Raw genomic sequence first — 26,995 nt, forward strand, 5'->3', positions numbered from 1 at the left:
CCGCTCGAAACAGTTTCGCCTACCCCGAAAATGCGGAGGCGGGCCAGGGCTGGTCCTGCCGACGGCTCGGTCAGGAACGACCGAGGCCGCCGCGCCTCAGATCACGAAGAAGTCGGCGGCTGACATCTTCAGGTTCTTGGAGAGTTGGGCGAACTTGATCGCCGCGCCCTTGCCGGAGCCATCCGCGTCGTAGGAGAGGGCGCCGGTCTTGCTGTCATAGACGATGTGGTCGTTCTTGTCCTTCGCCTTGGCACCGATGGTGAAGAAGTCCTTCTTGAGGACGCCGGTCTTCGTGAGCTTCCTGAAGATGGCATTCTCCAGCCGGATCGCGTCGTCCTTCACGCTGAAGCCCGAGACCGTGTCCACATTGGCGCTCTTGTTCAGCTTCGTGTCGAACACGAACGTATCCTTGCCCGTGCCGCCTGAGAGAATGTCCTTGCCGAGCCCGCCATAGAGAATGTCGCTTCCGTCGGAGCCGGTGAGGATGTCGTTGCCGAGGCCTCCCTTGAACGTGTCGTTGCCGGCCGTTCCCGTCACCCTCTCGCCGACCCAGTCGGCGACGTTCACGATGAGAGCCTTCTCGAAGGTGAGCGTGCCATCGCTGACCATGACCTTGATGGTGTGAGCTCCGGCCTGCTCGTAATCGATGAGCAGGTGGTCGTCAGCCACGATCGTGTTGCCGACGAGCTTGAAGCGGCCGCCCGCAGTGTCGGTCAGCGTATAGGTGAAGGAGGATCCAGCCTGATCGGCCGCCGTGAGCGCGCCGACCACGAAGCCGGCCGTCGCCTCGGTCACGGCATCCGCGTCGAGCGAGATGTCCGCAGGCGCGCGGTTCGCCACCACCGCCCGCACCGCCACCTCATCATTGGTGGCGACGGCGCCCGGATGGGCGGCATCGCTCACCCCGATCGTGAAGACCGTCGCGGTCACGGATCCTGCCGCAGCCTGGGGGTGATCCGCCGGATCGAACTGAATCATGCGCAGCATGACCGCGAGGGTCTCGGCTCTTCCGGTGAGGGTGTAGGTCCTGATGCCTTCCGACAGGTCCTCGCCGCCGGGACCAAGGCCCGCCGGAAAGATCATGCTCCCGTCCGCCGCGTTGAAGCTGATCGTCACCGTGAGCGTGTCGTTCTCCGCATCCGCGAAGGTGACTCCCCCGAACGGGTTGACGGCCGCTCCATTGTCGGTGGCGTTCGTCACGGCCCTGCCGTCCGCGACCGTGATCGTCGGCGCATGATTGACGGGGGGTTCGTCCAGGTTGGTGAGACGGACATCGAATTCCTTGTCGAACGACAGCCCACCCCGGTCCGTGACCCGCACCTTGACGGTGTGAACGGTGGTGGCCTCGTAATCGAGGCGGCTGCCGTCCTTGACCCGGAGCTGGCCGTTGAAGATCTCGAAGCGGCCGCCCGCATCGTCGAGCAGCGTATACGTCAAGAGATCGCCGGCATCCGGATCGGAGGCGCTGAGCGTGCCGATGACGGTTCCGTTGACGGCGTTCTCGGTGATGGACGCGGACGAGAGGGCGATGTCGGTCGGGGCGCGGTTGGCAGGCGCCTCGACGACGTCGTTGAGCGCAATGGTGATCACCTTCTCGATGGAATGACTGCCATCCGTGACCTTCACCCTGATGTCGTGAGAGGTCGCCGCCTCGTAGTCGAGCAGCGCGCCGTTCGCGACCAGGATCGAGCGTCCGTCCGCGCCGAGCTTGAAACGCCCTCCGGCGTTATCGAGAAGCTCGTAGGTGTACGCTCCACCTGAGTCCTGATCGACGATTCCGAGCGAGCCGACGAAGACGTTGTTCGCCGCGCCTTCATCAACCGTCGATCCTGAGAACAGGATGTCCGTGGGAGCGTCGTTCCCGTTGTCGACCGCGATGACGATGGCCTTCGTGTACGTGCCGCCTCTGCCATCGGAGACCTGAACCGTGATCGCGTAGGACGATGCCGTCTCGTAATCGATCAGGCTTCCGTCCGCCGCCAGGAGCCTCGTTCCGGTCGCGTCGAGCCTGAAGCGTCCCCCCGCATCGTCGAGAAGCGTATAGGCGAGGGTGTCGCCCGTATCCTCGTCGACCCCGCTCAAGGTGCCGACCTGCGCGTCGTCGGCGTTTTCGTCCACGACCGTTCCCGACAGGATGATGTCGGTCGGAGCATCGTTCCGCTCGACGACGGCGACGGTGATCGTCCTCGCCGTCACGGCGCCCCTGGAATCGATCACGAGCAGGGTGAGAGCATGTGAGGCGCCGTCGGGATCCTCGAAGTCAAGGAGGGCGCCGTTGGCGACGCGGATCTCCGATCCCACCACATGGAAGCGCCCGCCCGCGCTGTCGGCGAGCACGTAGGTGAGTGCGTCTCCGTCCGGATCGGAGCCGCTCAAGGAGGCCACGAGGGTGCCGGTCGCGGCACCTTCCTCGGCGATGATCGCGCCGCCGGGACCCATGCCGGTGATCACGGCGTCGGGCCGCTCGTTCACGTCGGTGACGCCGATCGTGATCGTCTGCGGAGCGCTGCTCTCGCCAAGGCTGTCGGTGGCGATCACGGACAGCGTGTAGTGCCTTGCGCCGGCTGGGAGAGCCTCGTAATCCAGCGCCGCGCCGGGCGCCAGCCTGATCTGGTGGGTGACGGGATCGATGACGAACAATCCGCCCGCATCGCCGCCGGGCGCGAAGGCGAAGCTCACCGCATCGCCGTCCGGATCCGTCGCGCTCATGGCCCCGACGAAGGTGTCGGGCGTGGCATCTTCCGAGAGGGCGACACCGAGGCCGCCGTTGAGGCGGATGCCCGTCGGAGCCTCGTTGGTGTCGTCGATGTCGTTGACGGTGATCAGAACCGTCTTCGTCACCGATGCGCCGCGCTGATCCGTCACCGTGATCTGGATGCTGTGAGACCTGGCGGCCTCGTAGTCGAGGGCCTCACCGGCTCGCAAACGCAATTCGTTGCCGACGATCTCGAACTTGCCGCCGGGGTCGCCCGTCAGCGTGAACATGAACGAATCGCCGTCGTTAGGGTCGACACCCGTGAGCGTCGCAACGACGCCGCTGACATCCTCGGGCACGCTCGTTCGCGACAGGAGAACATCGGTCGGCGCCACGTTGGTGAAGTAGCGCTTCTGATAGATGCCGTATCCGTCGCCGTCCTGGCCGGAGGATTGCCATGTCACGATCCAGCCGTCCGCGAGGGCGGCGACGCTCGGCAGTTCCTGGTTGCCGGCCGTGGTGGTGTTGACGAGCATGTCCGCAGGGCCGGCCGGGACTCCGTTCCGGTCGTAGGCCTGCAGATAGATGCCGTTGCCCGATCCGTCCTGATCGGCGGATTGCCAGACGACCACCCAGCCGCCGCCGTTGAGAGCTGTCACGCTGGCGGGCTCCTGAAGGCCGCCGGTGGTGACATTGACCCGCTGCGGGGTGCCGAGCGCCGTGCCGGACGGATCGAAGCGTTGCTGAACGATGTCGCCGCCGGTGCTGTACGTGGTCCAGGTGACCACCCAGCCACCGTCGGACAGGGCGGTGACGCTCGACAGGATCTTGTAGTCGCCGGGGGTCGTCTCGACGGGAAGGTCGGCCACGGAGGACGCTGTCCCGTTCGCGTTGTAGCGTTGCTGGTAGATCGTATGGCCGGTGGGGCCGGAGCTGTGGGATTCCCAGGTGACCACCCAGCCGCCATCCCTCAGGGCCGTGACGGCGGGGCGCATCTGGCCTCCGTCCGTCAGGGCGTTGACCTTGGTCTCCTGGCCGAGGGAGGAGCCGTTCGCCCCGTAGCGCTGCTGATAGACGCCCGCTCCGGAGCCGTCCTGCCCCTCCGACATCCAGGTCACGACCCAGCCGCCATCGGCGAGCGCCGTGACGCTCGGCTGCGACTGGTCCGGAGTCACGGCCGTGTTGACGAGCCTGTCCGCCGCGAACAGGGCATTGCCGTTGGCGTCATAACGCTGCTGGTAGATGCCGCCGTTCCAGCCCACATCCTGGCCCTCGGACACCCAGGTGACCACCCAGCCGCCATCGGGAAGCGCCGTGACGCTCGGGTCGCCCTGATCGGAGCTCGTGGTGCGGTTGACGCGGATATCCGTGAGGGAGGCGGGGGCGCCTGTCCGGTCATAGCGCTGCTGATAGATGCCGCAGCCGGACCCGTCCTGGTCGTTCGACTGCCAAGTGACGATCCAGCCGCCGTCGGAGAGCCCGGTGACGCTCGGGACCTTCTGATCCGAGGCCGTGGTGATGTTGACCCAGTTTTCGGGGCCGATCGAGGCGATGGGCGTCGGCATGCAGATCTCCCAAGCAGGTGCTTGTAATCTTTGCTCGTAACCCGGCTCGTGAAAAGTTACAACGTGACAGAATAGTCTAGGTTACCGGTTACTTGCGCGCTACCAGCCATGCCGTAGGGGAATAAGAGACAAGCGGGGGGGATCACCTAGGCGGTGGGAAGACGATGGGCCAGCTCGGCCTGCGGCGTTCGAACAGTGGACAACGGGCATTTCGATGAGGATCGCCCGGCCCGGGCCCATCCCGCGCCCTTGGCATGGCGGGGGCGGAGCGATTAGGTTCTCCTCATGTTCGCAGCAAAAGCTCCCTCCAATGCCCAGGAATGGTCGGTTTCGGATCTCGCGGGCGCTCTCAAGCGCACCCTCGAGGACGCCTTCGGGTTCGTGCGTCTGCGGGGCGAAGTGTCCGGCTATCGCGGGCCGCATTCCTCGGGCCACGCCTATTTCTGCCTGAAGGACCAGAACGCCCGCATCGATGCGGTGATCTGGAAGGGGTCCTTCGCCAAGCTCAAGATCCGCCCCGAGGAGGGGATGGAGGTCATCGCTACCGGGCGCATCACGACCTTTCCGGGTTCGTCCAAGTACCAGATCGTCGTCGACAGCCTGGAGCCCGCCGGCATCGGCGCCCTCATGGCGCTGCTCGAGGAGCGTCGCCGCAAGCTCACTGCCGAGGGGCTCTTCGCGGCCGAGCGCAAGCGGCGCCTGCCGTTCCTGCCGCAGGTGATCGGCGTCGTGACCTCGCCCACCGGCGCGGTGATCCGCGACATCCTTCACCGGCTGGAGGATCGCTTCCCCCGCCATGTGCTGGTCTGGCCGGTCCGCGTGCAGGGCGAGACCTGCGCGGCCGACGTGGCGGCCGCCATCCGCGGCTTCAACGCCCTCGAGCCGGGCGGCCGGATCCCGCGGCCCGACGTGCTCATCGTCGCCCGCGGCGGCGGCTCGATCGAGGATCTCTGGGGTTTCAACGAAGAGGTCGTGGTGAGGGCCGCGGCCGAGAGCGCGATTCCGCTGGTGTCGGCCGTGGGGCACGAAACCGACACGACGCTCATCGATTATGCGGCGGACGTTCGCGCGCCGACGCCCACGGGCGCGGCCGAAATGGTCGTGCCGGTGCGCGTCGAGCTGGTGGCCGGAGTCAACGATCTCGCCCGCCGCCACACGGAGACGATGCTGCGCCTCGTCGAGCGCCGCCGTTCGGACCTGCGCGCCACGGCGCGCGCGCTGCCGACGCCGGAGGCCCTGTTCTCGCCGAAGCGCCAGCGGCTCGACTTGGCGGCGGCGAGGCTCTATCCGGCGCTCGCGCGCAATGCGCGCGGACACGAGGAGCGGCTGCTCAAGGTCGCGCGCCAGCTCGCGCATGTGTCGCCGGTGGCGAACGTGGCGCGCATGCGGGCCAAGCTCGATGCGGTGGGCTCGCGCCCCTACAACGCGGTCTGCCGTCTCGTGACCCTGCGCGAGGAGACCCTGAAGCAGGTCGGGCGTCGTCTCGTCGTCTCGCGCGAGACGTTGCTGCGCGCGGAACGCACGCGCATCGCGCAATCGGCCGAACTCGCCCGGCGCGCGGCCGAGCGTCTCGGACCCACCCTGAAGGGGCAGATCGCGCGCAAGGCCGAGAAGCTCGACGCGGTCTCGAAGCTCTTCGACAGCTTGAACTACAAGTCCGTGCTCGAGCGCGGCTTCGCGCTCGTGCGCGATGCGGAGGGGCAGCCCCTGCGCTCGGCGGATGCGGTGCTCGACGGGCAGCCTCTCGTGCTCGAATTCGCCGATGGCAAGGTCGATGCCACGGGCGGGCGCATCGGCTCCCGTCCGAAGCCGGTCAAGCCCAAGCTCGTCATTGCGGAAGAACAGGGCGCCTTGTTCTAGAGCATCGTGCGGACACCCGAGGGTTCCGTTGTCGAAGCCATGACGGCGAGGCATGGGCTCTCACATTCTTCTCGTCATCCCCGGGCTTGACCCGGGGATCCACGTCTTTGGCTCGGTGTTTCCCAAGACGTGGATGGCCGGATCAAGTCCGGCCATGACGGCGATGGATTCGAGCAGGATGCATCGCCGCGCACGACGCGCCCGCATTGAAAAAACCTTGCCTTGTCCCCTTATAAGGTTCCTTCGGACCTGCGATGGCCTTGATCATGAACAAGTTTGAGCGCAGCGACGGCGAGGCCGTCGTGCAATATCTCGACAGCAACCTCCGGGTCATCAAGCCCGGGGCCTTCGTGCGCTGCGCCGTCACGGGCGAACCCATCCCTCTCGACGAGCTGAAGTATTGGAGCGTGGAGCTGCAGGAGGCCTACGCCTCGCCCGAGGCGGTGATGAGGCGCATCACGGGGCAGAGCCCGTCCACGAAGGGCTGACGGTTCCGATCACGGGCGACTGAGCCGTCTGTCGCTGACCTTGCGCAGGATGAAGTTGCGCAGTCCCGTCTCGTCGTCGAGCCGGAGCCGGACGGGGAGAACCATCAGGCCGGCCCAGACTTCGGCAAAGTTCAGGCCTTCGATGCGCACGAGATCCTTTTCCGTCGTGACAGCCCGAAGGCCGCGAGCCTCCGCTTCCCTGCGCAGCGTTTCGAGCTCGCTGCCGGTATAGGGGTGGTGGTCGGGGAAGGCGCGAGCCTCCTCGACGATGGCCCCGCAGGCGCGCAGGGTCTGAAAGAATTTCTCCGGCCGCCCGATCCCTGCGAAGGCCAGCACCCTTTCCCCCTGGAGCTTCTCGGCGGGGGGGCGACCCGGGACGAGATGGCCTTTGAAGACGCGTTTGCCCAAAAGCTCCGCCTGACGGGCGACGGCGTCCCCGGGCGCGCCGCTTCCGATCACGAGAACCGCATCGACCGCAGGCCATTGCGCCGCCATGGGCGCGCGCAGGGGGCCGGCCGGCAGGGGAAGTCCGTTGCCGATTCCGGTGGCGCCGTCGACGACCGCGACGGCGCAGTCCTTGTGCAGCGACGGGTTCTGCAATCCGTCGTCCATGATCAGCACGGTGGCGCCGATCTCATGGGCGAGCCGCGCGCCGGCCGGCCGGTCGGCGGACACGATGGCGGGCGCCATGGCGGCCAGAAGCAGCGGCTCGTCGCCGACCTCGAAGGGCCTGTGGTGGGGCTGCACCTGCACCGGGCCGCGCAGGCTCCCGCCGTAGCCGCGCGACAGGAAGGCGGGGCTTTCGCCGGCCGCATCGAGGATGTCCGCGACCGCAAGGGCGGTGGGCGTCTTGCCCGCGCCGCCGGCCGTGAAATTGCCGATGCAGATCACCGGCAGGGGGGCGCGTTCCCCCGCCTGCCGCATCCGGCGGCCCGCCAGGGCGCCATAGGCGGCGCCGGCCGGGCGCAGGAGGCTGGCCAGGGACGAGGGGCGGGACCGCCACCAGAAGTCCGGCGCACGCATCAGCGCCGCGCCCCGAGCTTGGCCTGGACGATGAAGGGTTCGATGGACTGCATGGTCCGCTCCACCGCGCCGCCCAGGGCCTGAACGGCCTCGCCGGCCGCCCGGGCCATGTCGCGGGTGAGCGCCGGATTGCCCAGAAGTTCACTGACGGCCCGCGCCAGGGCCGTGCTGTCCTTCACCATCAGGGCGCCGCGCGCCTCATCGATGGCCGCATAGACATCCTCGAAGTTGTGGACGTGGGGCCCGTGCAGGATGGCTGCGCCGAGCTTGGCCGGCTCGATCGGGTTCTGCCCGCCGTGAGCCACCAGGGAGCCGCCCATCGCGACGATCGGGGACAATCGGTAGAACAGCCCCATCTCGCCCACCGTGTCGGCCACGTAGACGTCGGTGGCGCGATCGGGGTGGATGCCTTCCGAGCGGCGGCCGGCGCGCAGGCCCGCCTGCGTGGCGATGGCCGCGACCTCCGGCCCGCGATGGGGATGGCGCGGCGCGATGATCGTCAGGAGGTGCGGGTGCCGCTTGGCGAGCGCCCGATGCACGGCCACGATGACATTCTCCTCGCCCGCATGGGTGCTGGCGGCAAGCCATACGGGGCGGCCCGCGATAAGGCCGGACAGATGCGCCACGACCCGCGGATCGGCCGGGGGCGCAGAGGCGTCGAACTTGAGATTGCCCGTGACGGTCACCCGCGGCGCGCCGAGGCGGGCCAGCCGCGCCGCGTCGTCCTGGCTCTGGGCAAGGCAGAGGGCGAAGCGCTCCAGCAGGCCTCCGACCACGGAGGGAAACTTCTGCCAGCGCTGGAACGAACGATCCGACATGCGCCCGTTGACCAGGACGAGCGGGATCTGCCGCTCCTCAAGGGCCATGACCGTGTTCGGCCAGATCTCGGATTCCGCGATGAGCACCAGGTCCGGCCGCCAGTGGTCGAGGAAGCGCCGCATGTAGCGCGGCACGTCGAGGGGCACGAACTGATGCACCGCTCCGGGCGGCAGGCGGCGGGCGATCAGGGCGGCCGAGGTGCGGGTTCCCGATGTCACCAGAACCGCGAGGCCGCGCTGGGTGAGGCGCTCCACGATGGGCAGCAGGGAGAGCGTCTCGCCGATGCTGGCGCCGTGCAGCCAGATCAGGTGGCCCTTCGGCCTCTGCCGGCTGGGATGGCCCTGGCGCTCGCCCAGGCGCGAGCGCTCCTCGCGCCCCTTCCGCTGCCGCCACAGGAGGAGCCCGAAAACGGCGGGCTCGAGGAGAGCGGTCGCCGTGCGATAGGCCCTGAAGAGAAGCGGCGGGCTCATGCGCGCGATCCCTCCGCGAGGGCCGGGGCCGCTTTCGCGCCGGGATCGTGGGAGCCCACGAGCGCATAGGCCCGCTCGTGGATGGCATCGAGCTCGCGCTCCACCTGCTGGCGGAGGGCTTCGAGCGCGCCCGCATCCGCGTCGCGCGGAACATGGATCGGTTCGCCCAGCACGATCGCGCCGCGGCCGAAGGGGAGGCCGATGCTGGCCTTGTCCCAGCTGTTGAAGTCGATGCGGCGGCTCGTGACGACGGCGACCGGAACGATGGGACGGCCGGACATCTGCGCCAGGGTCACGATGCCCTGTCCGCAGACCCGCGAGATCTTCGGAATGTCCGCGGTCATCACCACCATCTCGCCGCCGGCCAGCGCCTTGAGCATGGCGCGCATGGCCTGAACGCCGCCCTTCTTGCGGATGTCGCGGCCGCGAGCGCCCGAGCCCCGGATGGCCCGGATCCCGAGATGGCGCAGGGCGATCGCGTTGAACTCGCCGTCGCCCGAGCGGGACACGAGGCTGGCCGCGCGATCCTGAGGGCGCTTGGCGAAATGGATCATGAAATGCTGCCCGTGCCACATGGCGGCGATCACGGGCATTCGGGGTCCGATCCGGTCATAGGCATCCGCCGGTTCCATGACGAACCGGTTCGTGCGCTGCACGAGCTTGAGATAGCCCGCGACCAGGAAGCCCAAGGCTTCCTGAACCGGGCGCGAGCGCGTGATGCGTTTGATCAGACCCATCGTGGCTGGACGACTTTAAGCCTGCGGCTCCAGCAGGCGATGCAGGTGGACGATGAAGTAGCGCATCTGCGCGTTGTCGACCGTGGCCTGGGCCTTGGCCTTCCAGGCGGCGTGGGCAGCGGCGTAGTTCGGGAAGATTCCGACGATATCGAGCTTGGAAAGATCCTTGAAATCAACGGATTCGAGGCTGGTGAGCTCACCGCCGAAGACCAGATGAAGCAGCTGCTTGCCGGACGTATCGGTCATGTTTTTAGAACTCTCGTGAATGGATATTGGGATGGTATGTCGCTGGGAGGCAAACCTTGTTCAGGTCCTCATGGCTCCAATAGCACGAGGATGCAACCGTGACGCAACGGCAATCATCTCGCCATGCCGTGGCTCAGGTTTGTTGTAAGCCGGTGGCAGACCTGAGAAATCCGTGAGAACGCCTCCCGCTTCCCGGAGGATGAGATCGGCGGCGGCGATGTCCCAGTCCTGTGAATTGTGGGAAACGAGCCCGACATCGATCGAGCCGTCCGCCACGCGGGCGAGGCGCAGCGCCAGGGAGGGCACCTTAGGCAGGCGCTCGACGGGGCCGGTGTTCCGTTCGAACCGGTCCGCCAGCGGCTTGGGGCCGGCCACGCGGGCGGGGCCGGGAGGCGCCGTTTCGGAGAGCCGGAGCCTGTCTCCGTTGCACCAGGCTCCGCCGCCGAGGATGGCCTCGTAGAGACGGTCGTGAATGGGGGCATGGAGGATGCCGAGCACCGGGGCGCCGTCCTTCACGAGCGCGATCGACACGGCCCAGTCGGGGTGCCCGGAGGCGAAGGCCCGGGTGCCGTCGATGGGGTCGACCACCCACACATGGCTGCGCCCCAGGCGGGCGGGATCGTCCGCCGTTTCTTCCGACAGCCATCCGGCTTCCGGTAAAATCCCGGTGAGGCGATCCTTCAGGAAGGTGTCGAGGGCGATGTCGGCTTCCGTGACCGGGGAGCTGTGCCCCGAAGCCCCCTGGCCCTTATACCAGAGGCGCGCGGCCGTCTGCTCCCCGGACCGGAAATAGGGAAGGGCGATGGCGCCGGCCTGGCGCGCCGCGTCGCGCACGGCCTCGGCGAGACGGGCAAGGGAATCGGAGGCTGAGGAAAGCATCGGGTCCAAGATGGGAGGGATCGCCGGCGGATGCCAGGGAGAGCGGCAAAGAAACCTCACCTCGTCATGGCCGGCACCAGCCCGTGATGACGGGGTGACGTGAAGGAAGCCAGGGCTCTCCGATGATGCGTCCGGTCTAGAACAGGGCGTCCATGACCATGGCGGCGAAGAGGATCAGCCCGGCATCCCGGTTCGAGCGGAAGAGCCGCAGGGCGCCCGCGCCGTCGGAGCGGTCGATGCGGGCCACCTGCCAGCCGAGATGAAGGGCGAAGAGGAAAAGGCCCACGAAGGCGGCGACGCCCGCGCCGGCCTGGAGGAAGGCCGCGATCATGAGCATCACGGTCAGGCCGTAGCAGGCGGCGACGCCCTGCCGCACGCGCTCGCCGAAGAAGCGGGCGGAGGACTTGATGCCGGCGATCTCGTCGTCCTCGATGTCCTGAAGGGCATAGATGGTGTCGTATCCCACCACCCAGGCGATGCTGGCGAGATAGAGCAGCCCCGGCGCCGGGCTCAAGGACCCGAACATTGCGGCCCAGCCCATCAGCGCGCCCCAGGAGAAGGCGAGCCCCAGCACGATCTGCGGCATCCAGAAGAACCGCTTCATGAAGGGATAGAGCGCCACGACCGCAAGCGAGCCGAAACCCGTCGCGATGGCGAAGGCGTTGAACTGCAGAAGGACGAGGAGCCCGACAAGGGCCTGAAGTCCCAGGAAAACGAGCGCCCCCTTCAGGCTGACCTGGCCGGAGGGCAGGGGCCGCTGGCGGGTCCGCTCCACCCGGATGTCGAGGTCCCGGTCGACGATGTCGTTATAGGTGCAGCCCGCGCCGCGCATGGCCACGGCGCCGATCAGGAAGAGAACGCAATGGAGCGGGTCGGGATAGGGCTGGCCCTTCGCGATGGCGGCTAACGCCGCCGACCACCAGCAGGGGAGGAGCAGCAGCCACCAGCCGATGGGCCGCTCGATCCGCGCCAGGCGGAGATAGGGGCGCAGGCCCGCCGGGGCCCATCTTTCGGCCCAATGGCCGCGCACGGCATCGGGAAGGGATGACGCCCCGGGTTGCTCCATGATCGCCGGAAATCCCGCTTAGAGGGCGCCCTTCGGCACGTTGAGGGTGCCGGTCAGGCCGCCGCCGATGCGGCCGGGGGTTCCCTGCTGCTGGGCCTGCTGCTTGGCGCGCTTTTCCATCTCGGCCATCTTGGCGGCGGCACCGCAGGCCTGCGACTTGAAGGTCTGGGCGCGCTTGTGATCCTGCTCGAAATTCGTGACCACCTGGTCGGGCACCTGGCACCAATCCTTGTTGGTGGTCATCCATTTCAGGCCGGCATCGCCATTGCTCACGAGCTTGCCGAAGACGCCGCAGGCGGCGCGCGGGTCGATCTGCTTCTTCTTGCCGCCGCCGGTCAGGCCGTTGATCTGCTTGATGATGCTCTGCCGCTCGAGCAGGATCTTCTGCCCGTCCTGACAGGCGCTCGACTGCGCGAAGGCGGGAGCGGATGCAAGAATGCCAACGGCGGCAAGCGCGGCCAATATGGTCGGACGGATGTGCGTCATGGCAAAAATCCTTCAAAAAGCCCGCGACGTCTCGCGAGCCTGTGCTCTGTTAACAGCTTACGGGGCTCCAGGCCAAGGGGTGATTCCAGGGGCGATTGGTCGCCCGGGAGCAAGCTGTGCCATGGCGCACCTTAATTTCAGATGACCGAAGGCCCGCAAAGGCCTCCCCAGGCCAGGGGGAACTTGGTATGGCTCGGGGCTCAACCGCTCGAAAGCCCCCTCGCACGTCCCATGGCCGATTACGACTTCAACGCCCCCCGCCTGTTCGTCGACGCGCCTCTTCACGAAGGCGCGAGGATCGCCCTCGACCGGGGGCAGGCCAATTATCTGCTCAATGTGCTCCGCCTGAAGACCGGCGAGGGCGTGCTGGTCTTCAATGGCCAGGATGGGGAATGGCGCGCCGACATCGCCGTGGAAGGGCGCAAGGCGGCCGATCTGGTCTGCGCCCACCGGACTCGCGGGCAGACGGCGAGGCCGAGCCTGATCTACGCCTTCGCGCCCCTCAAGCACGCGCGCCTGGACTACATGGTCCAGAAGGCGGTGGAAATGGGCGCCGGCACCCTCCAGCCGGTCATCACCCGGCGGACCCAGAGCACGCGGGTCAACCTGGAGCGCATGCGCAGCAACGCCGTCGAGGCGGCGGAGCAATGCGGAATCCTGACGCTTCCGGAGGTGCGCGAAGAGGAGAGTTTGGAGCTTTTCCTCAAGACCTTGGACAAGGATCGCGTACTCGTGTTCTGCGACGAGGACGCGCCGGTTTCCAACCCGGTCCAGGCTCTGGCCAAGCTTGGGAACAATCCGGCAGGCGTTGCCGTTATCGTGGGCCCCGAAGGGGGTTTCACCGATCAGGAGAGAGCGCTTGTCGCCGCCCACGAAAGTTGTGTTCGCGTATCGTTGGGACCGCGCATCCTGCGAGCCGATACCGCCGCAGTGGCAGCCCTCGCGATCGTTCAGTCCGTGCTTGGCGATTGGAGCTGACGCGGCCATCCGACGATGGGCCGAGCCCCTTCGAGCCAGGTCGCTTCGCCTCTAGATTCAGAAGCCTAGCAGTTTAGCGTCGATTCGCCCCACTCACGCCCCATTCGGGCGGAGTTTGGAGCGGGCGGCAGGCCATCCTGCGCGTGCAAGGGTCATTCCTGAGAAACACATCGAGGAAACCGGGAAATGAGCTGGGATTTCAAGTTCGGCATCGAGGAAGAGTACTTTGTGAACGATGCCGCCAAGCGGGACGTGGCCAAGGGTCGAATCCGGGAATTCTTCGCGTCCTGCCGTGAGCAGCTCGCGGACGGAATCCAGCCCGAGATGCTCGAGCCTCAGATCGAGATCGCCACCAAGCCGATGGTGGATTTCGCCGAGGCCCGCGCCCAACTCACGGGCCTGCGCTCCTCGGTGGGCGCGATCGCCCGCGAGTACAATCTCTCCATCATGGCCTCCGGCACGCATCCGCTCGCCGTGTGGTCGCGCGTGCGCGCCAACGCGCAGCCGCGCTACGGCAAGGTGATGCACGACCTGCAGATGCTCGGCAGCCGCACGGTCCTGTGCGGCATGCATGTGCATGTGGAGGTGCCGGATCTCGCGGCGCGGGTCGACATCATGAACCGCATCCAGCCCTATCTGCCGCTGCTGCTGGCGCTCTCCACGTCCTCGCCGTTCTGGCAGGCGCAGCGCACGGGCCTCCTGGGCTACCGGCTCGCGGCCTACCGTGAGCTGCCGCGCACCGGATTGCCGGACCTGTTCGACGGCGCGGAGGATTACCAGCGCTATATCGACACGCTGGTGGCCGCCCGGGCCATCGAGAATTCGAGCTATGTGTGGTGGGTGATCCGGCCTTCGCTCAAGCACCCGACCCTCGAGCTGCGCGTGGCCGACAGCTGCACGCGGGTGGACGACACCATCGCGATCGCGGCGCTCTATCGCTGCCTCGTGCGCCGCCTGAGCCTCGATGCCACGCTCAATGCCGGCCAGACCGGCGCGTCCCGCGCCATCAACGACGAGAACAGCTGGCGCGCGATGCGCTACGGCATCCATGGCAGCTTCGTCGACGAGAAGACCCGCAGCGCGAAGCCCGTGCGCGAGATCCTCGACGAGGTGCTGGACATGATCCGGGGCGACGCGAAGGAGCTCGGCTGCGAACGCGAGGTCGATCTCGCCCGCTGGATCGTGGCGCGCGGCACCAGCGCCGACCGGCAGCTCACCCTCTACACGGAGGCCCTCGGGCGCGGCCTGTCGAGCCGGGATGCCCTAGTCGGCGTGGTCGACTGGCTCTCCGCCGAAACCGTCGGGGACACGGTCGTTCGGCACTAGGGAATTTGTGCGGACCCTGATTTTCCGCGGCATGGGCCCTCGGCCCGCTCAGAGGGTGCGCTATTCTCAATGGGCGCATCGGGTGGGTCCCGGAAGTGTCGTCCGCTTCCGGGTCCGATGCCAGGGCGCAAAACCGGCCCCGCATTTTGTGGGACGAACTCTCGTTGCAGCTTGGCCTTAACCCGCCTATCTAGTCACGATCCCTGAGTCGGCGCGCCTTGAACGCGCTTTTTGGATGAGGTGATGTATGGCGCGGGACGTATCCGATACGACCCCCATCGGCGCGCGGGCTGAGCTCGTGGAGTGGATCGCGGAAGGCGAGAAGCCACGCGACAGGTGGCGGTTGGGGACCGAGCACGAGAAGGTTCCCTTCTACGAGGCGGACGAATCCCCCGTTCCCTACGACGGCGGACGCGGCATTCGCGCGCTCCTCGAAGGCTTGCAGGCGCGCACCGGCTGGTCCGCCATCATGGAGGACGAGCATCCGATCGGGTTGTTCGACGAAGCCGGCGGCGGCGCGATCTCGCTGGAGCCCGGCGGCCAGTTCGAGCTCTCCGGCGCGCCGCTCAAGACGCTGCACGAGACGGCCTGCGAAACCGCGCGGCACCTCGCCGACGTTAAGGCGATCGGCGAGAGCCTCGGCATCCGATTCCTCACACTCGGCATGAGCCCCTTGTGGACACGCGCCGAAACGCCCGTCATGCCCAAGAAGCGCTATGGCATCATGACGAACTACATGCCGAAGGTCGGCTCGCTCGGCCTCGACATGATGTACCGCACGTCCACCGTGCAGGTGAACATGGACTACGCGTCCGAGGCCGACATGGTGAAGAAGCTGCGCGTCTCGCTCGCGTTGCAGCCGGTCGCGACGGCGATCTTCGCGAACTCGCCCTTCACCGAGGGCAAGCCCAACGGCTATCTCTCCATGCGCTCGAACATCTGGCTCGATACGGACCGGGACCGCACGGGCATGATGGCCTTCGCGTTCGAGGACGGCTTCGGCTACGAGCGCTATGTGGACTGGGCGCTGGACGTGCCGATGTATTTCGTCAAGCGCGGCGCGACCTATCACGACGTGACCGGCGCCTCGTTCCGGGATCTTCTCGCCGGCAGGCTCGCGCCGTTGCCGGGCGAGCGCGCGACCCGGTCCGACTGGGCGAACCACGTTTCGACCCTGTTCCCGGAAGTGCGCCTGAAGCGCTATCTCGAAATGCGTGGCGCGGATGTGGGCGGCCTCGAGCACATCGTGGCGCTCTCCGCCTTCTGGACGGGACTGCTCTACGACGAGGCTGCGCTCGACGGAGCCTGGGAGCTCGTGAAAGGCTGGAGCGCGGATGAGCGCGAGCGGCTGCGCGCCGATGTGCCGAAACTCGCGCTGAAAGCGCAGATTGCCGGGCGCAATGTCCAGGACATCGCGCGCGACGCGCTCGCGCTCTCGCGCGAAGGCCTCAAGCGCCGCGCCTGCCTCGACGAGGCCGGGCAGGACGAGACGAAGCATCTCGCCTATGCCGAAGAGATCGTCCTCTCGGGACGGACAGCGGCCGAGCGGCTCCTGGAGCTTTACCATGAACGATGGGGAGGATCGGTGCTCCCGGCCTTCCGGGACTGCGTGTTCTGAGAGAGCCGAAGCGGGTCCGTGCCGGCGCCGGCGGCGCCCCGTCATCGGGGGCGGGGAACGGACCGATGCTCTAGGCGGCGGTCGCGATGGCAACGCGATTGCGGCCGTCCTGCTTGGCCTGATAGAGCGCCTTGTCGGCCATCTCGATGAGACTGGCCGGGCTCGTGTTGGAAGGGTCGGCGGCAGGCGATTGCGTGACGCTGCCGATGCTGATCGTGAGGGTGTACGATGGTGAATTGGCCTCGTGATGCACGGCCAGCGCCTCGACGCTCGCACGGATCCTCTCGGCGATCGTCGCGGCGCCGCTCGCATCCGTGCCCGGCAGCAGCACGACGATCTCCTCGCCTCCGTAGCGGGCCACCAGATCGCCGGGGCGCCTCGCGCCGTCCGCGATCACCCTTGCCACCTTGCGCAGGCATTCGTCGCCCTGCTGGTGCCCGTAGAAATCGTTGTAGGACTTGAACTGATCGACATCGATCAGAAGCAGCGAGAGCGGCGTTCCGTCCCGCGCGGCGCGCAGCCATTCGATTTCCAGCCGCAAGTCGAAGGTGCGACGGTTGGCGAGACCCGTCAGGGGGTCCGTTGCGGCGAGCACGGCGAGTTCGGCCTCAGCCTGCTCGCGGCGCCGCAATTCGCGGGCGAGCCTCCAGCCCAGCAGGCCGATGATGACGATGAGAATGGCCACGCCGAGCGAGCGGATCTGAAACTCCATGGTCCAGTTCCTCAGGGCCTCTTCCTGCCCGACGGCTGCCAGGAGCACGACCGGATAGACGTGGTTGCGCTGGTAGCCGGCGAGACGCGGCATCCCGTCCACGGGAGAGAGATAAGGCTGGGAGCCGGAGGGGCTGCCGTCCAGCAGCCATGGGGGTGGAGGTGGCGTGGTGCCGATCACGGATGCGTCATAAGGGTAGCGCGACAGGATCCTCCCCCTCTCTAAGGTGCTGACCATCACGATCGTTCCCTGGGAGCCGAGGTCGATGCGACCGAAGAAATTCGCGAAGTAGCGAGGCGGAATGCTGACCTGGACGACGCCGGCGAAACTGCCGTCGGGCCTGTCGAGGCGACGGGACAGGGTCAGCACCCGGTCGCCCCCGAGCGGATCCTGAACGAGCGGCCCGAAGAACCATTTACCGTCCGGCGAGGCGGCATGATGCCGGAAGAACGCCAGATCCCTGACGTTCACCCGGCTGTGGCCCGGAAGCGAGCTGGCAAGGACGAAGCCATCCTCGCCATAGACCGTGAGGGACTTCAGGGCCTGAAGGGTCTGAATGCGCTCGGAGAGAAATTCCTCCATGGGCCGTATGTCGACATGGTCGACCGCCTGGCGCTCCAGGCGGTCGACCATGTCGACCAGGATGGCGTCGGCCCGGTTGAAGGTGTCTTCCGCATGCTGGGCCAGGGACTTGGCGAGGTTGCTCATCTCGCCCTCGATCCGGACGAATTCCTGCTGGCGCTCGGTCCAGTCCCTCCAGCCCTCGAGGGCGACGATGGCGAGGCATACGACCGTGACGAAGATCTTGAGCCATCGGGACGATGAATAGGCCTTGGAAGGAGGGGAAAGCATCAGTCCCGGTCTCCCGTCACGTGCCGGCGAACTTGAGGCCGAGGATGCCGGCGACGATCAGGCCGATGCAGCCGAGGCGGAGCGCCGTGGCGGGCTCGCCCAGGAGAACGATGCCGAGGAGGGCGGTGCCGACGGTTCCGATGCCGGTCCAGACGGCATATCCGGTTCCGACGGGGAGGCTCTTGAGGGCGATTCCGAGGAGCAGGACGCTGGCCACCATGCTGATGGCGGTCAGCACCGAGGGCACGAGCCGCGTGAATCCGTCGGTATATTTGAGCCCGATCGCCCACCCGACCTCGAGAAGACCCGCCAAAAACAGATAAACCCACGCCATACAGGTCTCACGTCACCATCCGGTGACACCCCTTTTCCGAGATGCTAAAGCACCGGACCCAAAAGTGGACTTGCACTATCAGGGTCGATCCGATGCTTGCTTTCTTCAATGAGAGCGTCGTTCGGGTCGCTGACGCGGCCCTCTGGATCCGCACGATGCTCTGACGCGAGGCCCCCCTTGCGCTTCTTGAGATATACAGGGCGTCCGCATGCGTCTCAATAGTAGCTGCCATTGCAGAAATGCCCACGGGTGAGGCCGGGGCGGGCGCTCCGCGCGGGGTCAGTTCACAGGTTCGTCCGAGGGGCGGACGGAGGGGCCCAGGGAGGCATAGGGGTTGAAGGGCTCGTAGATCTGATGCTTCCACGAGTCCCCGCAATTGATGCAGATCGAGCGGATCATGTGGTTGCTCTGCTCCAGGCGCTTGAGCAGTTTCTCCTGCCGCTTGAGAGCCTCGTTCTGCTCGGATTCGTAGCCGGAGGGACGCACCGTCAGCTGCAACCCTTTTTCGTCTGGCGCTCCCTGAGCAAAGGCCATGCCCGGCACCCCCATGAGCAGGACAGCGAAAAGAAAATGGCGCATCGGGCTCCTCGCAAGCACTTCGAATATTCCTGACAGGACGCCATGCGGTTCCATTACGTCAAGAGCCAAAAGTGGGATCGGACGATAGGAAGCAGGCTCTGCCCGGCACGGACGAAAAGTTCCATGCCCGTCTAAAAATATATTCTGTTGCTGAGGATTCGAACCTCTCGATTCGGAGAGGTGGTGGAGGCGAACGGCTGCCTAGATGGCCCATAACGAAGCAACAACCATGGGCTGAAGCATGATCCGTTCGAATGCTAACCTAGCGGCAACTACATTGGTGCCCCGAGCCGCTATTATACGGTCAGCAGCTGTCACATCGGCGATCCTTCTCCTGGCGTCCGGCGCTTTGACGCAAACGGCGCTGGCGAGTTGCAGCAGCGCAGGAAAGACCATCACCTGTTCAGGAACGACAACAGCCGCCGATGCGCCGATCGCGAGGACAACGAGCGGAGGCACCATCATCATCGAAGGGAATGCGGCCGCGAGCGGCTCGACGGGTTTCGCGGTCCTCGGCCGCGGCGAGGGAACACGTTTGATCAACAGGGGATCCTTGAGCGCGATAGGCCCGTCGCTGGATGGCCTGGAGGTGCTCGGCAACCGGAATACGATCACCAACAACGGCAGCGTCCGGACATCCGGACATTCCGCCAGCGCCCTCCATGCTCTCGGGAACAGCAACATCCTTTTGAATACCGGAACGCTCAATACGGGCACGGGTGGCGCGGCCATCGGGATCTTCGCCGAAGGAGCCGGGAACAGAGCGACCAACCAGGGCACCATCGTCACGGGTGGGGGTGGCGCCGAGGGCCTATCGGCCTATGGGGACCGCAATGTGCTCACCAATGCCGGCGCCATCGCCACATTTGGTCCGGTCGGAAACGGAATTCGCGTCCACGGCAACAACAACTCCATCCTCAACACGGGGAATGTCACGACGTCAGGCGTGGAGGGGCGGGGCATCAAGGTCGATGCGGGGACCGGCAACGTCGTCGTCAATCGTGGGACGATCGATACGTCGGGGAATCGTGCCTACGGCATTTGGGTTGCGAGCAGGGCCGGCGAGACGACCACGATCATCAATGAAAGCAGCGGCATCATCCGCAGCCGGAACGACAAGTTCTTCAAGTTCGATGCGGGCAATGAAAGCGTCCGGAATTTCGGCACCCTGAGCGCGCCGGGCGGCGGGGCCGCTGCCGATCTCGGCGCCGGCAGCGACTCGTTTCTGATCGGCGCGAGCTCCCGCATCACGGGCTTCGTCGATGCGAGCGACGGCACGGACACGTTTGCCCTAGGGGGCTCGGCGAACGCATCGTTCGATGCCGCGTTGATCGGCGCCGGCGCGCAATATCGAAATTTCGAAACCTATGAGAAGCTGGGCCCGTCCACCTGGGTCGTGACCGGCAGCAACGACGGCGTCATGCCGTGGCATGTGCGCCAGGGCAGCCTCCTGGTGACGGGCGTCATGGGCGGTGCGGACATGAATGTGTATGGCGGCGCGACGCTCGGCGGCAGCGGCACCGTCGGGAGCATCAATGCCCGCGCAGGCAGCACATTGACGCCCGGCATGAACGGCATCGCCTCCCTTGCCGTCACCGGCAATGTGCTCATCGCCAACGGCACCGTCTACAAGATCGATCTCGATGCGTCTCTCCGCAGCGACAGGATCGTGGCCGAGGGCAGCGCCGATGTTCGGGGCGGCACCGTGCAGGTGAATACGTTGCCGGGAGATTACAGGCCGGGCAGCCGCTGGACCATCCTCACGGCCAGGGACGGAGTCACCGGGCAGTTCTTGCGTGCAACCACCACCCTGGCTTTCTTCAGGCCCGTGTTGAGCAAGGACGGGAACAACATCTATCTCGGGCTCCTGCGCATCCAGCGCACGCTTCCCGACAACAGGCCGACGCCCGCTCCGTTCGACTCGGTGACGGAGGATGAGCTCTCCGACGTTCTCGACCAGACCTCCGGTGCGCCGATCGTCGGCGCCAACGGAACGATCCTCGTGCACGACGATCTCTTCCGGGCCGCCGTGCTCTGTCGCCTGCGCTGCTCGGAAGGCCTGCCGACCTTCAGCACGTTGAATCTGGTTACCGCAGCCTATGCCGCGGACCTGCCCGGCAGGCCGGTGACCACCACGCGGATTCCCGTGCCCGCTCCGCAGACCGCACAAGACTGGGCCATATGGGCGAAGGCCGTCGGCTCCTGGGGCTCGACGGACGCGACCGCCACGTCCCATGCGCTCGAGCGCAGCACGGCGGGTCTGGTGGCAGGCATCGACAGCGGTTTCGGCACGCCGTATCGCTTGGGCCTCGCGGTAGGCTATTTCTCGACGGATCTCGATGTCGCCACGCTGGCATCCGGCGGCACCGTGGAGAGCCTGCACATCGGCCTCTATGGCTCCGCCGCCTTCGGTACGCTCAACCTGCGCGGCGGCGTCGCTTACGCCCACCATGACGTGGACATGACGCGCGACATCCGGTTCACGGGCTTCTCCGGGACCAACCGTTCCAGCAGCTCAACGGATTCCATCCAGGCCTTCGGGGAACTCGGCTATGAGATCCTGCTGAGCGACAGGGTCGTGCTCGAACCGTTCGTAGGCCTGGCGCATGTTCATGTGGCAGGGCGCGGCGTCGTGGAGGAAGGCTCCGATCTCGCCGTCGCGGGGGAGGTTCACTCCTTCGACACCACCTATTCGACCCTGGGCGCACGCCTGATCGCCACGATGCCGACGCAAGCCGGCACGGTGACCTTCAAGGGATTGCTCGGATGGCGTCACGCCTTCGGCGACATTGTGCCGAAGGCGACCTTCTCCTATGCGGGCGACGGGCGTCCGTTCCTGGTGACCGGCGCGTCCATCGACAAGGACAGTCTTGTGATGGAAGCGGGCCTGAACTGGGAGATGCGCAGGAACATGACGGTGAACGTGAGCTATTCGGGCGCCATCGGCCGGCGCGACCAGGAACACACGGTCAGAGCCGGCCTGACGGTCCGGTTTTGAACATCGGCGGCGCAGGTCTTGCGGCCTGCGCCGCTGCTCTCTGATTGCTGTCCTCAGACGATCAGGAACTCGGAAGCCGCGAGGCCGGGCTTGTTCTTGAGGATGACGATGAGCTGCTTGGCGATGGCGCCGGTGCCGTCCACATCGTAGTACAGCTTGCCCGTGCTGCGGTCGTAGATCACCCGGTCGCCCGCGTCCTTGGCCGCCGTGCCCAGCACGAACTTCGAGCTGCTTAACTTTCCCGCGCCGCCGAGCTTCGGCATGGACTTGTTGTCGAGGTGGATGCTGTCGTAGCGCTTGTTGTAGTCGGTGATCGTGTCGTAGCGGGTCGAGCCCGGCCGGTCCTTGAACACGAAGGTGTCGTTGCCCGTCCCACCCGTGAGCACGTCCCGGCCCGTACCGCCGTCCAGGGTGTCGTGGCCGCTGCCGCCGGAGAGCGTATCGTTGCCAGTGCCGCCATAGAGCTTGTCGTTGCCGGAGCCGCCGGAGAGCTTGTTGCGGCCGGCATTGCCGGTGAGCGTGTTGGCGAGCGTGTTGCCGGTCAGGTTAAGGGACGCGCTGCCGGTGGCGTAAAGCTGCTCGACGTAAGCCGCGAGATTATGGCTGACGCTGGTGTAGACCCGGTCGGCCGTGCCGCCCGACGCGGTTTCCACCACCCGGTCGCCCGTGGAATCCACGTAGTAGATGTCGTTGCCTGCTCCACCCTCCATGCTATCCGCGCTGGTGCCGCCGTTCAGTTTGTCGTTTCCTTTGCCACCCCAGAGGGTGTCGTTGCCGGCTCCGCCGTTGAGCGTGTCGTTGTGGTAGCCGCCGTCGAGATTGTCGGCGCCCGCAGTGCCGTTCCAGACGAGTCCGGTGGTAGGGGTCGGGTTGGAGTAGTGGTCGCGGATCGTGACGTTGGCGGGTTTGTCCTGCGTCGTGTAGTCCGTCCACGAGACGCCGGCTCCTCCCTCTGATGGCGGGTCCATCGGATGCGCGAAGGAGTAGTAGCTCCACATGAAGGATCCCGCGAGCCATTGCCCGCCGTAGTTCTCCATTACGCGGAAGAGGGCGGTGTAGGCGTCCATCTGCTCTTGCAGATCGACCGTGCCGCCGCTGCCGAAAACGCCCGGATCCTTGTTCCCACCCTGCACGCTGCGATAACCGACTTCGGTGAAGATCACCTGCTTGCCGTATTGCGCGGACAGCGCCTTGTAGTAATCGACGATGGACTTGCCGCCGAGCAGGTCATCTCGGATCCAGGGGTTGAAATGCGGCTTCACCCAGGCATCCACCATCTGGTCCACGGTGGGGTCGTCCACCGTCGAGAGCGGGTAATAGGCGTCGACGCCGATATAATCGACCTTGTCCCAGAAACCGACCTTATTCACCGTCCAGTACGTGGCCGCGTAGGTGACCTTGCCCGAGTACACTTCCCGCACGGCGTCGATGATCTCCCCCCATTTCTCCGTGTAGGTCTTGCCGTCGCTGCAGAGCTTGGTCGGGTCGATCATGCTGTCGATTTCGGTGCCGACGCAGATCATCGCCGCGCCGGCCTCCTGAGCCACCCGCGCGTATTCGACCATGATGGCCTTGTAGCTGTCGAACCAAGCCTTCGGGTCGGTGGGCGCGAGCTCCGCGCGCCACACGCGATTATCGGTTTCGAGGTGCGGCTTGAGCACGACGTTCATGCCAAGAGCCTTCGCGTTGAGAATGGTCTGCTTGACCTGCTCGAAGCTGTCGCTCTCGCTGTCCCAGGGAATGTTCGGATCGCCGAGCTTTAAGGCCGCCGAGTTGCTGAATTTGTCCGTCTGGAAGAAGTTCGGGATGAGCGTTAGGGTGTTGGCTCCCGTCGCGGCGATCTGGGCCATGGCCGCCTGGCCGCCGGGAGACAGCGCCTGGCCCGCCCAGTAGGACGGCTGGGTGATGCTTTCCCATTCGAGAATCTGGCCTAGGCTCATGCGGTGCCCCCATTGTCGTGCCGACAGTTGCGCTGTCTTTGAACTGATTCAGTTAAGATATAATATATCTTACTTCAGTTGTCGTTATTCCAATCGGGTTAGGCCGAATGACGCAGTCAAAGCGGGCCGATTTCAGCTACAGGTTGTGAGGTATTCTTAGTGGTTGTATGGCCGCAACTTGCGATCCGCTGCATTGGCGCCATCGACAAACCAGTCGCACTCGATCCGCGACCTCATAGACCATGCCTTGCGCCATCCGTCCGTGGGAGGCGCGGACGCCAGCCGACAAGGTGCTCCGCCGGTCTGGCAGCGGGCGGGCCTGTCTTTCTTTGATGAAGAGGGGCGTGAACGCTCTGAAAGCCTCGGACGTGAGTTCGAATGCACGGCCGAGGCTTTCAGCTCTTGATTGCTGAGCATAGGGCTGGAAGCGACGGGCATCCTTTGTCTCCCGCACCGGCGGGAGAGGAGCGCCGCCGGATCAAACCTGCCGCACCGCTCCCTTGGCGGCGCTGGTGGCGAGCATGGCATAGGCCTTGAGGGCCGCGGACACCTTGCGCTTGCGGGGAGCGGCGGGGTGCCAGCCCTTCGCGTCCTGCTCGGCGCGGCGGCGTTCCAGCTCGGGCTCGGCCACGGCCAAGTGGATGCGGCGGTTCGGGATGTCGATCTCGATCCGGTCGCCGTCCCGCACGAGGCCGATCGTGCCGCCCTCCGCCGCTTCCGGCGAGACGTGGCCGATGGACAGGCCCGAGGTGCCGCCCGAGAAGCGGCCGTCGGTGATGAGCGCGCAGGCTTTGCCCAGGCCTTTCGATTTCAGGTAGCTCGTGGGATAGAGCATCTCCTGCATGCCGGGGCCGCCGCGCGGACCCTCGTAGCGGATGACCACCACGTCGCCGGCCTTCACCTTGCCGTTGAGGATGCCGCTCACCGCATCGTCCTGGCTCTCGAACACGATGGCGGGACCTGAGAACACCAGGATGCTCTCGTCGACGCCTGCCGTCTTCACGATGCAGCCGTCGAGCGCGAGGTTGCCGGAGAGCACGGCGAGGCCGCCGTCCTTCGAGAAGGCATGCTCCGCATCGCGGATCACGCCGCCGGCCCGGTCCGTGTCCAGGCTGTCGTAGCGGCTCTCCTGGCTGAACGCGGTCTGGGTCGGCACGCCGCCGGGGGCGGCGCGGTAGAAGTCGTGCACGGAATGGCTGTTGGTGCGGCGCACATCCCAGCGGTCGAGGGCCGCCTTCATGCTCTCCGCATGGACAGTCGGCACCGCGGTATCGAGGAGGCCCGCCCGGTCGAGCTCGCCGAGGATCGCCATGATGCCGCCGGCGCGGTGGACGTCCTCCATGTGCACGTTGGCGATGGCCGGCGCGACCTTGCAGAGCACCGGCACCCGGCGCGACAGGCGGTCGATGTCCGCCATGGTGAAGGGCACCTCCGCCTCGTAGGCGGCGGCGAGCAGGTGCAGCACCGTGTTGCTCGATCCGCCCATGGCGATATCGAGCGTCATCGCATTCTCGAAGGCGGCGAAGTTCGCGATCGAGCGCGGCAGGACGCTGGAATCGTCCTGCTCGTAATAGCGGCGGGCGAGGTCGACGATCAGGTGGCCGGCCTCCACGAAGAGGCGGCGGCGATCGGCGTGGGTCGCCAGCGTCGAGCCGTTGCCCGGCAGAGACAGGCCCAGCGCCTCGGTGAGGCAGTTCATGGAATTGGCCGTGAACATGCCCGAGCACGAGCCGCAGGTGGGGCAGGCGGAGCGCTCGATCGCCTGGATGTCCTCGTCCGCCACCTTGTCGTCGGCGGCCGCCACCATGGCGTCCACGAGGTCGAGCTTCTTGGTCACGCCGTTGAGCACGACCTTGCCGGCCTCCATCGGGCCGCCGGAGACGAAGACCACCGGGATGTTGAGGCGAAGCGCCGCCATCAGCATGCCGGGGGTGATCTTGTCGCAGTTGGAGATGCACACCATGGCGTCCGCGCAATGGGCGTTGACCATGTATTCCACGGAATCGGCGATCAGCTCCCGCGAGGGCAGGGAGTAGAGCATGCCGTCATGGCCCATGGCGATGCCGTCGTCCACCGCGATGGTGTTGAACTCCTTGGCGACGCCGCCCGCCTTCTCGATTTCGCGCGCGACGAGCTGTCCCAGATCCTTCAGGTGGACATGGCCCGGCACGAACTGGGTGAAGGAATTGACCACGGCAATGATCGGCTTGCCGAAGTCGGAATCCTTCATGCCGGTGGCCCGCCAGAGGCCGCGGGCGCCCGCCATGTTGCGGCCGTGGGTGGTGGTGCGAGAGCGATAGGCTGGCATGGGTTGTCTCGATCTGCGAAATCCTTGAGCCCGTCTTGTTCGACCGAAAACGGGCGACATGCAAGGAATTTCGCTGCCGCCTTTAGGCGCAGAGCGCATGACCGACCGGCGTTTTTGCCCGGAGAAGCGCCTCGCGCGGGCGGGAAGCGCGCCGTTTCCAAGCTGAACCGTTGCGGCCCGGACCGCGTTGTCCCTGTCAACGCCATCAGCATAAGGGCAGGACGACGCCATGGTGCCGAAGACCGATTGGGATGCCCCCGCTCATCTGCAATACGAGCCGATCGCCTCGCCTCAGGGCGGCGCTTCGCGCGATCCGAGCGACGTGACCGAGTTCGAGAACCTGCGCGAGGCGGTTCATTGGGCCATGAACAACGAGGCTCCGGCCGGCATGCAGGCCGTGATCCGCACCTCCTCGGGCGCGGTGCTCGGTCCGGCCATGCTGGAGGAGATCTGGCTCAGCCTCCAGGGGCCGTGAGGCCCTTCAGGTCCAGCCCAGGCTGAGCGCCCCGACGGCGAGATAGCGGCCGGTCTTGGCCAGGGTCACGAGCACGACGAAGACGGGCAGGGGCTCGCGCAGCACGCCGGCCACGATGGTGAGCGGGTCGCCGACGACCGGCACCCAGCTTAGCAGCAGGGTCCAGCGCCCGTAGCGGCGATACCACGCCTCCGCGCGGGCCATCTGCTTCCGCTTGACCGGGAACCAGCGCCTTTCCTCGAAATGGCTGAAGGACCGCCCCAGCACCCAGTTGACGACGGACCCGAGGATATTGCCCAGGCTGGCCACGAGAATGAGCAGCCACCCCGAATAATGCTCGGCCGCCAGCATGCCGAAGAGCACGGCCTCCGACTGGAACGGAAAAATCGTGGCCGAGAGGAACGCAGCCGCGAAAAGAGCGCCGTATTCGGCAAGGTGAGGCATGGGGCGGATGGAAAAGCCGTTGCGGGACCCCGGCCTTACCACGCCTGGCTGCGCTTCCCAAACGGCAGCTTCTCCCGTCATGGCCTCTGCGTCATGG

The 26,995-nt window shown here is 66.3% G+C and carries 22 protein-coding genes; 7 read left to right on the forward strand and 15 right to left on the reverse strand.

Annotated features, from left to right (window positions below; all coding sequences use genetic code 11):
• Positions 1 to 96: 96 nt before the first annotated feature.
• A complete protein-coding gene (locus E4K09_RS30585; RefSeq protein ID WP_134494265.1) occupies positions 97 to 4,260 on the reverse strand; it encodes a cadherin domain-containing protein in 4,164 nt (1,387 codons plus the stop codon).
• Positions 4,261 to 4,545: 285 nt separating this feature from the next.
• Between E4K09_RS30585 and xseA the strand changes: the two genes are divergently transcribed.
• Both xseA and E4K09_RS00695 read left to right on the forward strand, forming a co-directional pair.
• A complete protein-coding gene (xseA, locus tag E4K09_RS00690; protein ID WP_134494267.1) occupies positions 4,546 to 6,120 on the forward strand; it encodes an exodeoxyribonuclease VII large subunit in 1,575 nt (524 codons plus the stop codon).
• Between the two features lie 266 nt (positions 6,121 to 6,386).
• Positions 6,387 to 6,608, forward strand: coding sequence for a DUF2093 domain-containing protein (locus E4K09_RS00695; protein ID WP_134494269.1), 222 nt, complete (start codon positions 6,387 to 6,389; stop codon positions 6,606 to 6,608).
• A 9-nt stretch (positions 6,609 to 6,617) separates the two neighbouring features.
• On the opposite strand, the gene lpxK is transcribed toward E4K09_RS00695, so the two are convergent.
• The 7 genes from lpxK to E4K09_RS00730 form a co-directional block, all read right to left on the reverse strand.
• A complete protein-coding gene (gene lpxK, locus E4K09_RS00700) occupies positions 6,618 to 7,631 on the reverse strand; it encodes a tetraacyldisaccharide 4'-kinase (protein ID WP_134494271.1) in 1,014 nt (337 codons plus the stop codon).
• A complete protein-coding gene (locus E4K09_RS00705) occupies positions 7,631 to 8,920 on the reverse strand; it encodes a 3-deoxy-D-manno-octulosonic acid transferase (protein WP_134494273.1) in 1,290 nt (429 codons plus the stop codon). The genes lpxK and E4K09_RS00705 overlap by 1 nt, the downstream gene beginning before the upstream one ends.
• On the reverse strand, positions 8,917 to 9,657 hold the full coding sequence (locus tag E4K09_RS00710) for a lysophospholipid acyltransferase family protein (RefSeq protein WP_134494275.1): 741 nt from the start codon (positions 9,655 to 9,657) through the stop codon (positions 8,917 to 8,919). The genes E4K09_RS00705 and E4K09_RS00710 overlap by 4 nt, the downstream gene beginning before the upstream one ends.
• Before the next feature lie 15 nt (positions 9,658 to 9,672).
• A complete protein-coding gene (locus E4K09_RS00715; RefSeq protein ID WP_134494276.1) occupies positions 9,673 to 9,903 on the reverse strand; it encodes a DUF4170 domain-containing protein in 231 nt (76 codons plus the stop codon).
• Positions 9,904 to 9,963: 60 nt separating this feature from the next.
• Entirely contained in the window at positions 9,964 to 10,782 is an 819-nt protein-coding gene (locus tag E4K09_RS00720) for an inositol monophosphatase family protein (protein ID WP_134494279.1), read from the reverse strand.
• A 136-nt stretch (positions 10,783 to 10,918) separates the two neighbouring features.
• Positions 10,919 to 11,848: a 4-hydroxybenzoate octaprenyltransferase gene (ubiA, locus tag E4K09_RS00725; protein ID WP_134494281.1), complete on the reverse strand. Its 930-nt coding sequence runs from the start codon at positions 11,846 to 11,848 to the stop codon at positions 10,919 to 10,921.
• A gap of 18 nt (positions 11,849 to 11,866) precedes the next feature.
• A complete protein-coding gene (locus E4K09_RS00730; protein WP_134494282.1) occupies positions 11,867 to 12,334 on the reverse strand; it encodes a hypothetical protein in 468 nt (155 codons plus the stop codon).
• A gap of 231 nt (positions 12,335 to 12,565) precedes the next feature.
• On the opposite strand from E4K09_RS00730, the gene E4K09_RS00735 reads away from it, so the two are divergent.
• The 3 genes from E4K09_RS00735 to E4K09_RS00745 all read left to right on the forward strand — a co-directional run bounded on the left by E4K09_RS00735 (position 12,566) and on the right by E4K09_RS00745 (position 16,256).
• Positions 12,566 to 13,312, forward strand: coding sequence for a 16S rRNA (uracil(1498)-N(3))-methyltransferase (locus E4K09_RS00735; protein ID WP_134494284.1), 747 nt, complete (start codon positions 12,566 to 12,568; stop codon positions 13,310 to 13,312).
• A gap of 186 nt (positions 13,313 to 13,498) precedes the next feature.
• Positions 13,499 to 14,638 carry a carboxylate-amine ligase gene (locus E4K09_RS00740; protein ID WP_134494286.1) on the forward strand — a complete coding sequence of 380 codons (1,140 nt, stop codon included), beginning with the start codon at positions 13,499 to 13,501 and terminating at the stop codon, positions 14,636 to 14,638.
• A gap of 247 nt (positions 14,639 to 14,885) precedes the next feature.
• Entirely contained in the window at positions 14,886 to 16,256 is a 1,371-nt protein-coding gene (locus tag E4K09_RS00745) for a glutamate--cysteine ligase (protein WP_134494288.1), read from the forward strand.
• Between the two features lie 70 nt (positions 16,257 to 16,326).
• Here the strand turns inward: E4K09_RS00745 and E4K09_RS00750 are convergent, their stop codons facing one another.
• The 4 genes from E4K09_RS00750 to E4K09_RS28650 form a co-directional block, all read right to left on the reverse strand.
• Positions 16,327 to 17,820: a GGDEF domain-containing protein gene (locus tag E4K09_RS00750; protein WP_134494290.1), complete on the reverse strand. Its 1,494-nt coding sequence runs from the start codon at positions 17,818 to 17,820 to the stop codon at positions 16,327 to 16,329.
• Positions 17,821 to 17,836: 16 nt separating this feature from the next.
• Positions 17,837 to 18,154 carry a quaternary ammonium compound efflux SMR transporter SugE gene (sugE, locus tag E4K09_RS00755; protein WP_134494291.1) on the reverse strand — a complete coding sequence of 106 codons (318 nt, stop codon included), beginning with the start codon at positions 18,152 to 18,154 and terminating at the stop codon, positions 17,837 to 17,839.
• A 279-nt stretch (positions 18,155 to 18,433) separates the two neighbouring features.
• Positions 18,434 to 18,733, reverse strand: a complete 300-nt coding sequence (locus tag E4K09_RS00760) for a hypothetical protein (protein ID WP_134494293.1) — start codon at positions 18,731 to 18,733, stop codon at positions 18,434 to 18,436.
• Between the two features lie 201 nt (positions 18,734 to 18,934).
• Positions 18,935 to 19,276 (reverse strand): hypothetical protein, encoded by a 342-nt coding sequence (locus E4K09_RS28650; RefSeq protein WP_166802084.1) that lies wholly within the window; start codon positions 19,274 to 19,276, stop codon positions 18,935 to 18,937.
• A 10-nt stretch (positions 19,277 to 19,286) separates the two neighbouring features.
• Between E4K09_RS28650 and E4K09_RS00765 the strand changes: the two genes are divergently transcribed.
• Positions 19,287 to 21,731, forward strand: a complete 2,445-nt coding sequence (locus tag E4K09_RS00765; RefSeq protein ID WP_166802085.1) for an autotransporter family protein — start codon at positions 19,287 to 19,289, stop codon at positions 21,729 to 21,731.
• A 53-nt stretch (positions 21,732 to 21,784) separates the two neighbouring features.
• Here the strand turns inward: E4K09_RS00765 and E4K09_RS00770 are convergent, their stop codons facing one another.
• Positions 21,785 to 23,671, reverse strand: coding sequence for a glycoside hydrolase family 113 (locus E4K09_RS00770; RefSeq protein WP_134494297.1), 1,887 nt, complete (start codon positions 23,669 to 23,671; stop codon positions 21,785 to 21,787).
• A gap of 478 nt (positions 23,672 to 24,149) precedes the next feature.
• Positions 24,150 to 25,979: a dihydroxy-acid dehydratase gene (gene ilvD, locus E4K09_RS00775; RefSeq protein ID WP_134494299.1), complete on the reverse strand. Its 1,830-nt coding sequence runs from the start codon at positions 25,977 to 25,979 to the stop codon at positions 24,150 to 24,152.
• Positions 25,980 to 26,208: 229 nt separating this feature from the next.
• Between ilvD and E4K09_RS00780 the strand changes: the two genes are divergently transcribed.
• Complete coding sequence (locus E4K09_RS00780; RefSeq protein ID WP_134494301.1) at positions 26,209 to 26,454, forward strand: hypothetical protein; 246 nt, start codon at positions 26,209 to 26,211, stop codon at positions 26,452 to 26,454.
• Positions 26,455 to 26,460: 6 nt separating this feature from the next.
• Here E4K09_RS00780 and E4K09_RS00785 read toward each other — a convergent pair whose 3' ends face one another.
• Positions 26,461 to 26,898 carry a YqaA family protein gene (locus E4K09_RS00785; RefSeq protein WP_134494561.1) on the reverse strand — a complete coding sequence of 146 codons (438 nt, stop codon included), beginning with the start codon at positions 26,896 to 26,898 and terminating at the stop codon, positions 26,461 to 26,463.
• Positions 26,899 to 26,995: the final 97 nt, after the last annotated feature.

The organism is Microvirga pakistanensis (assembly GCF_004458765.1).
Classification (GTDB): domain Bacteria; phylum Pseudomonadota; class Alphaproteobacteria; order Rhizobiales; family Beijerinckiaceae; genus Microvirga; species Microvirga pakistanensis.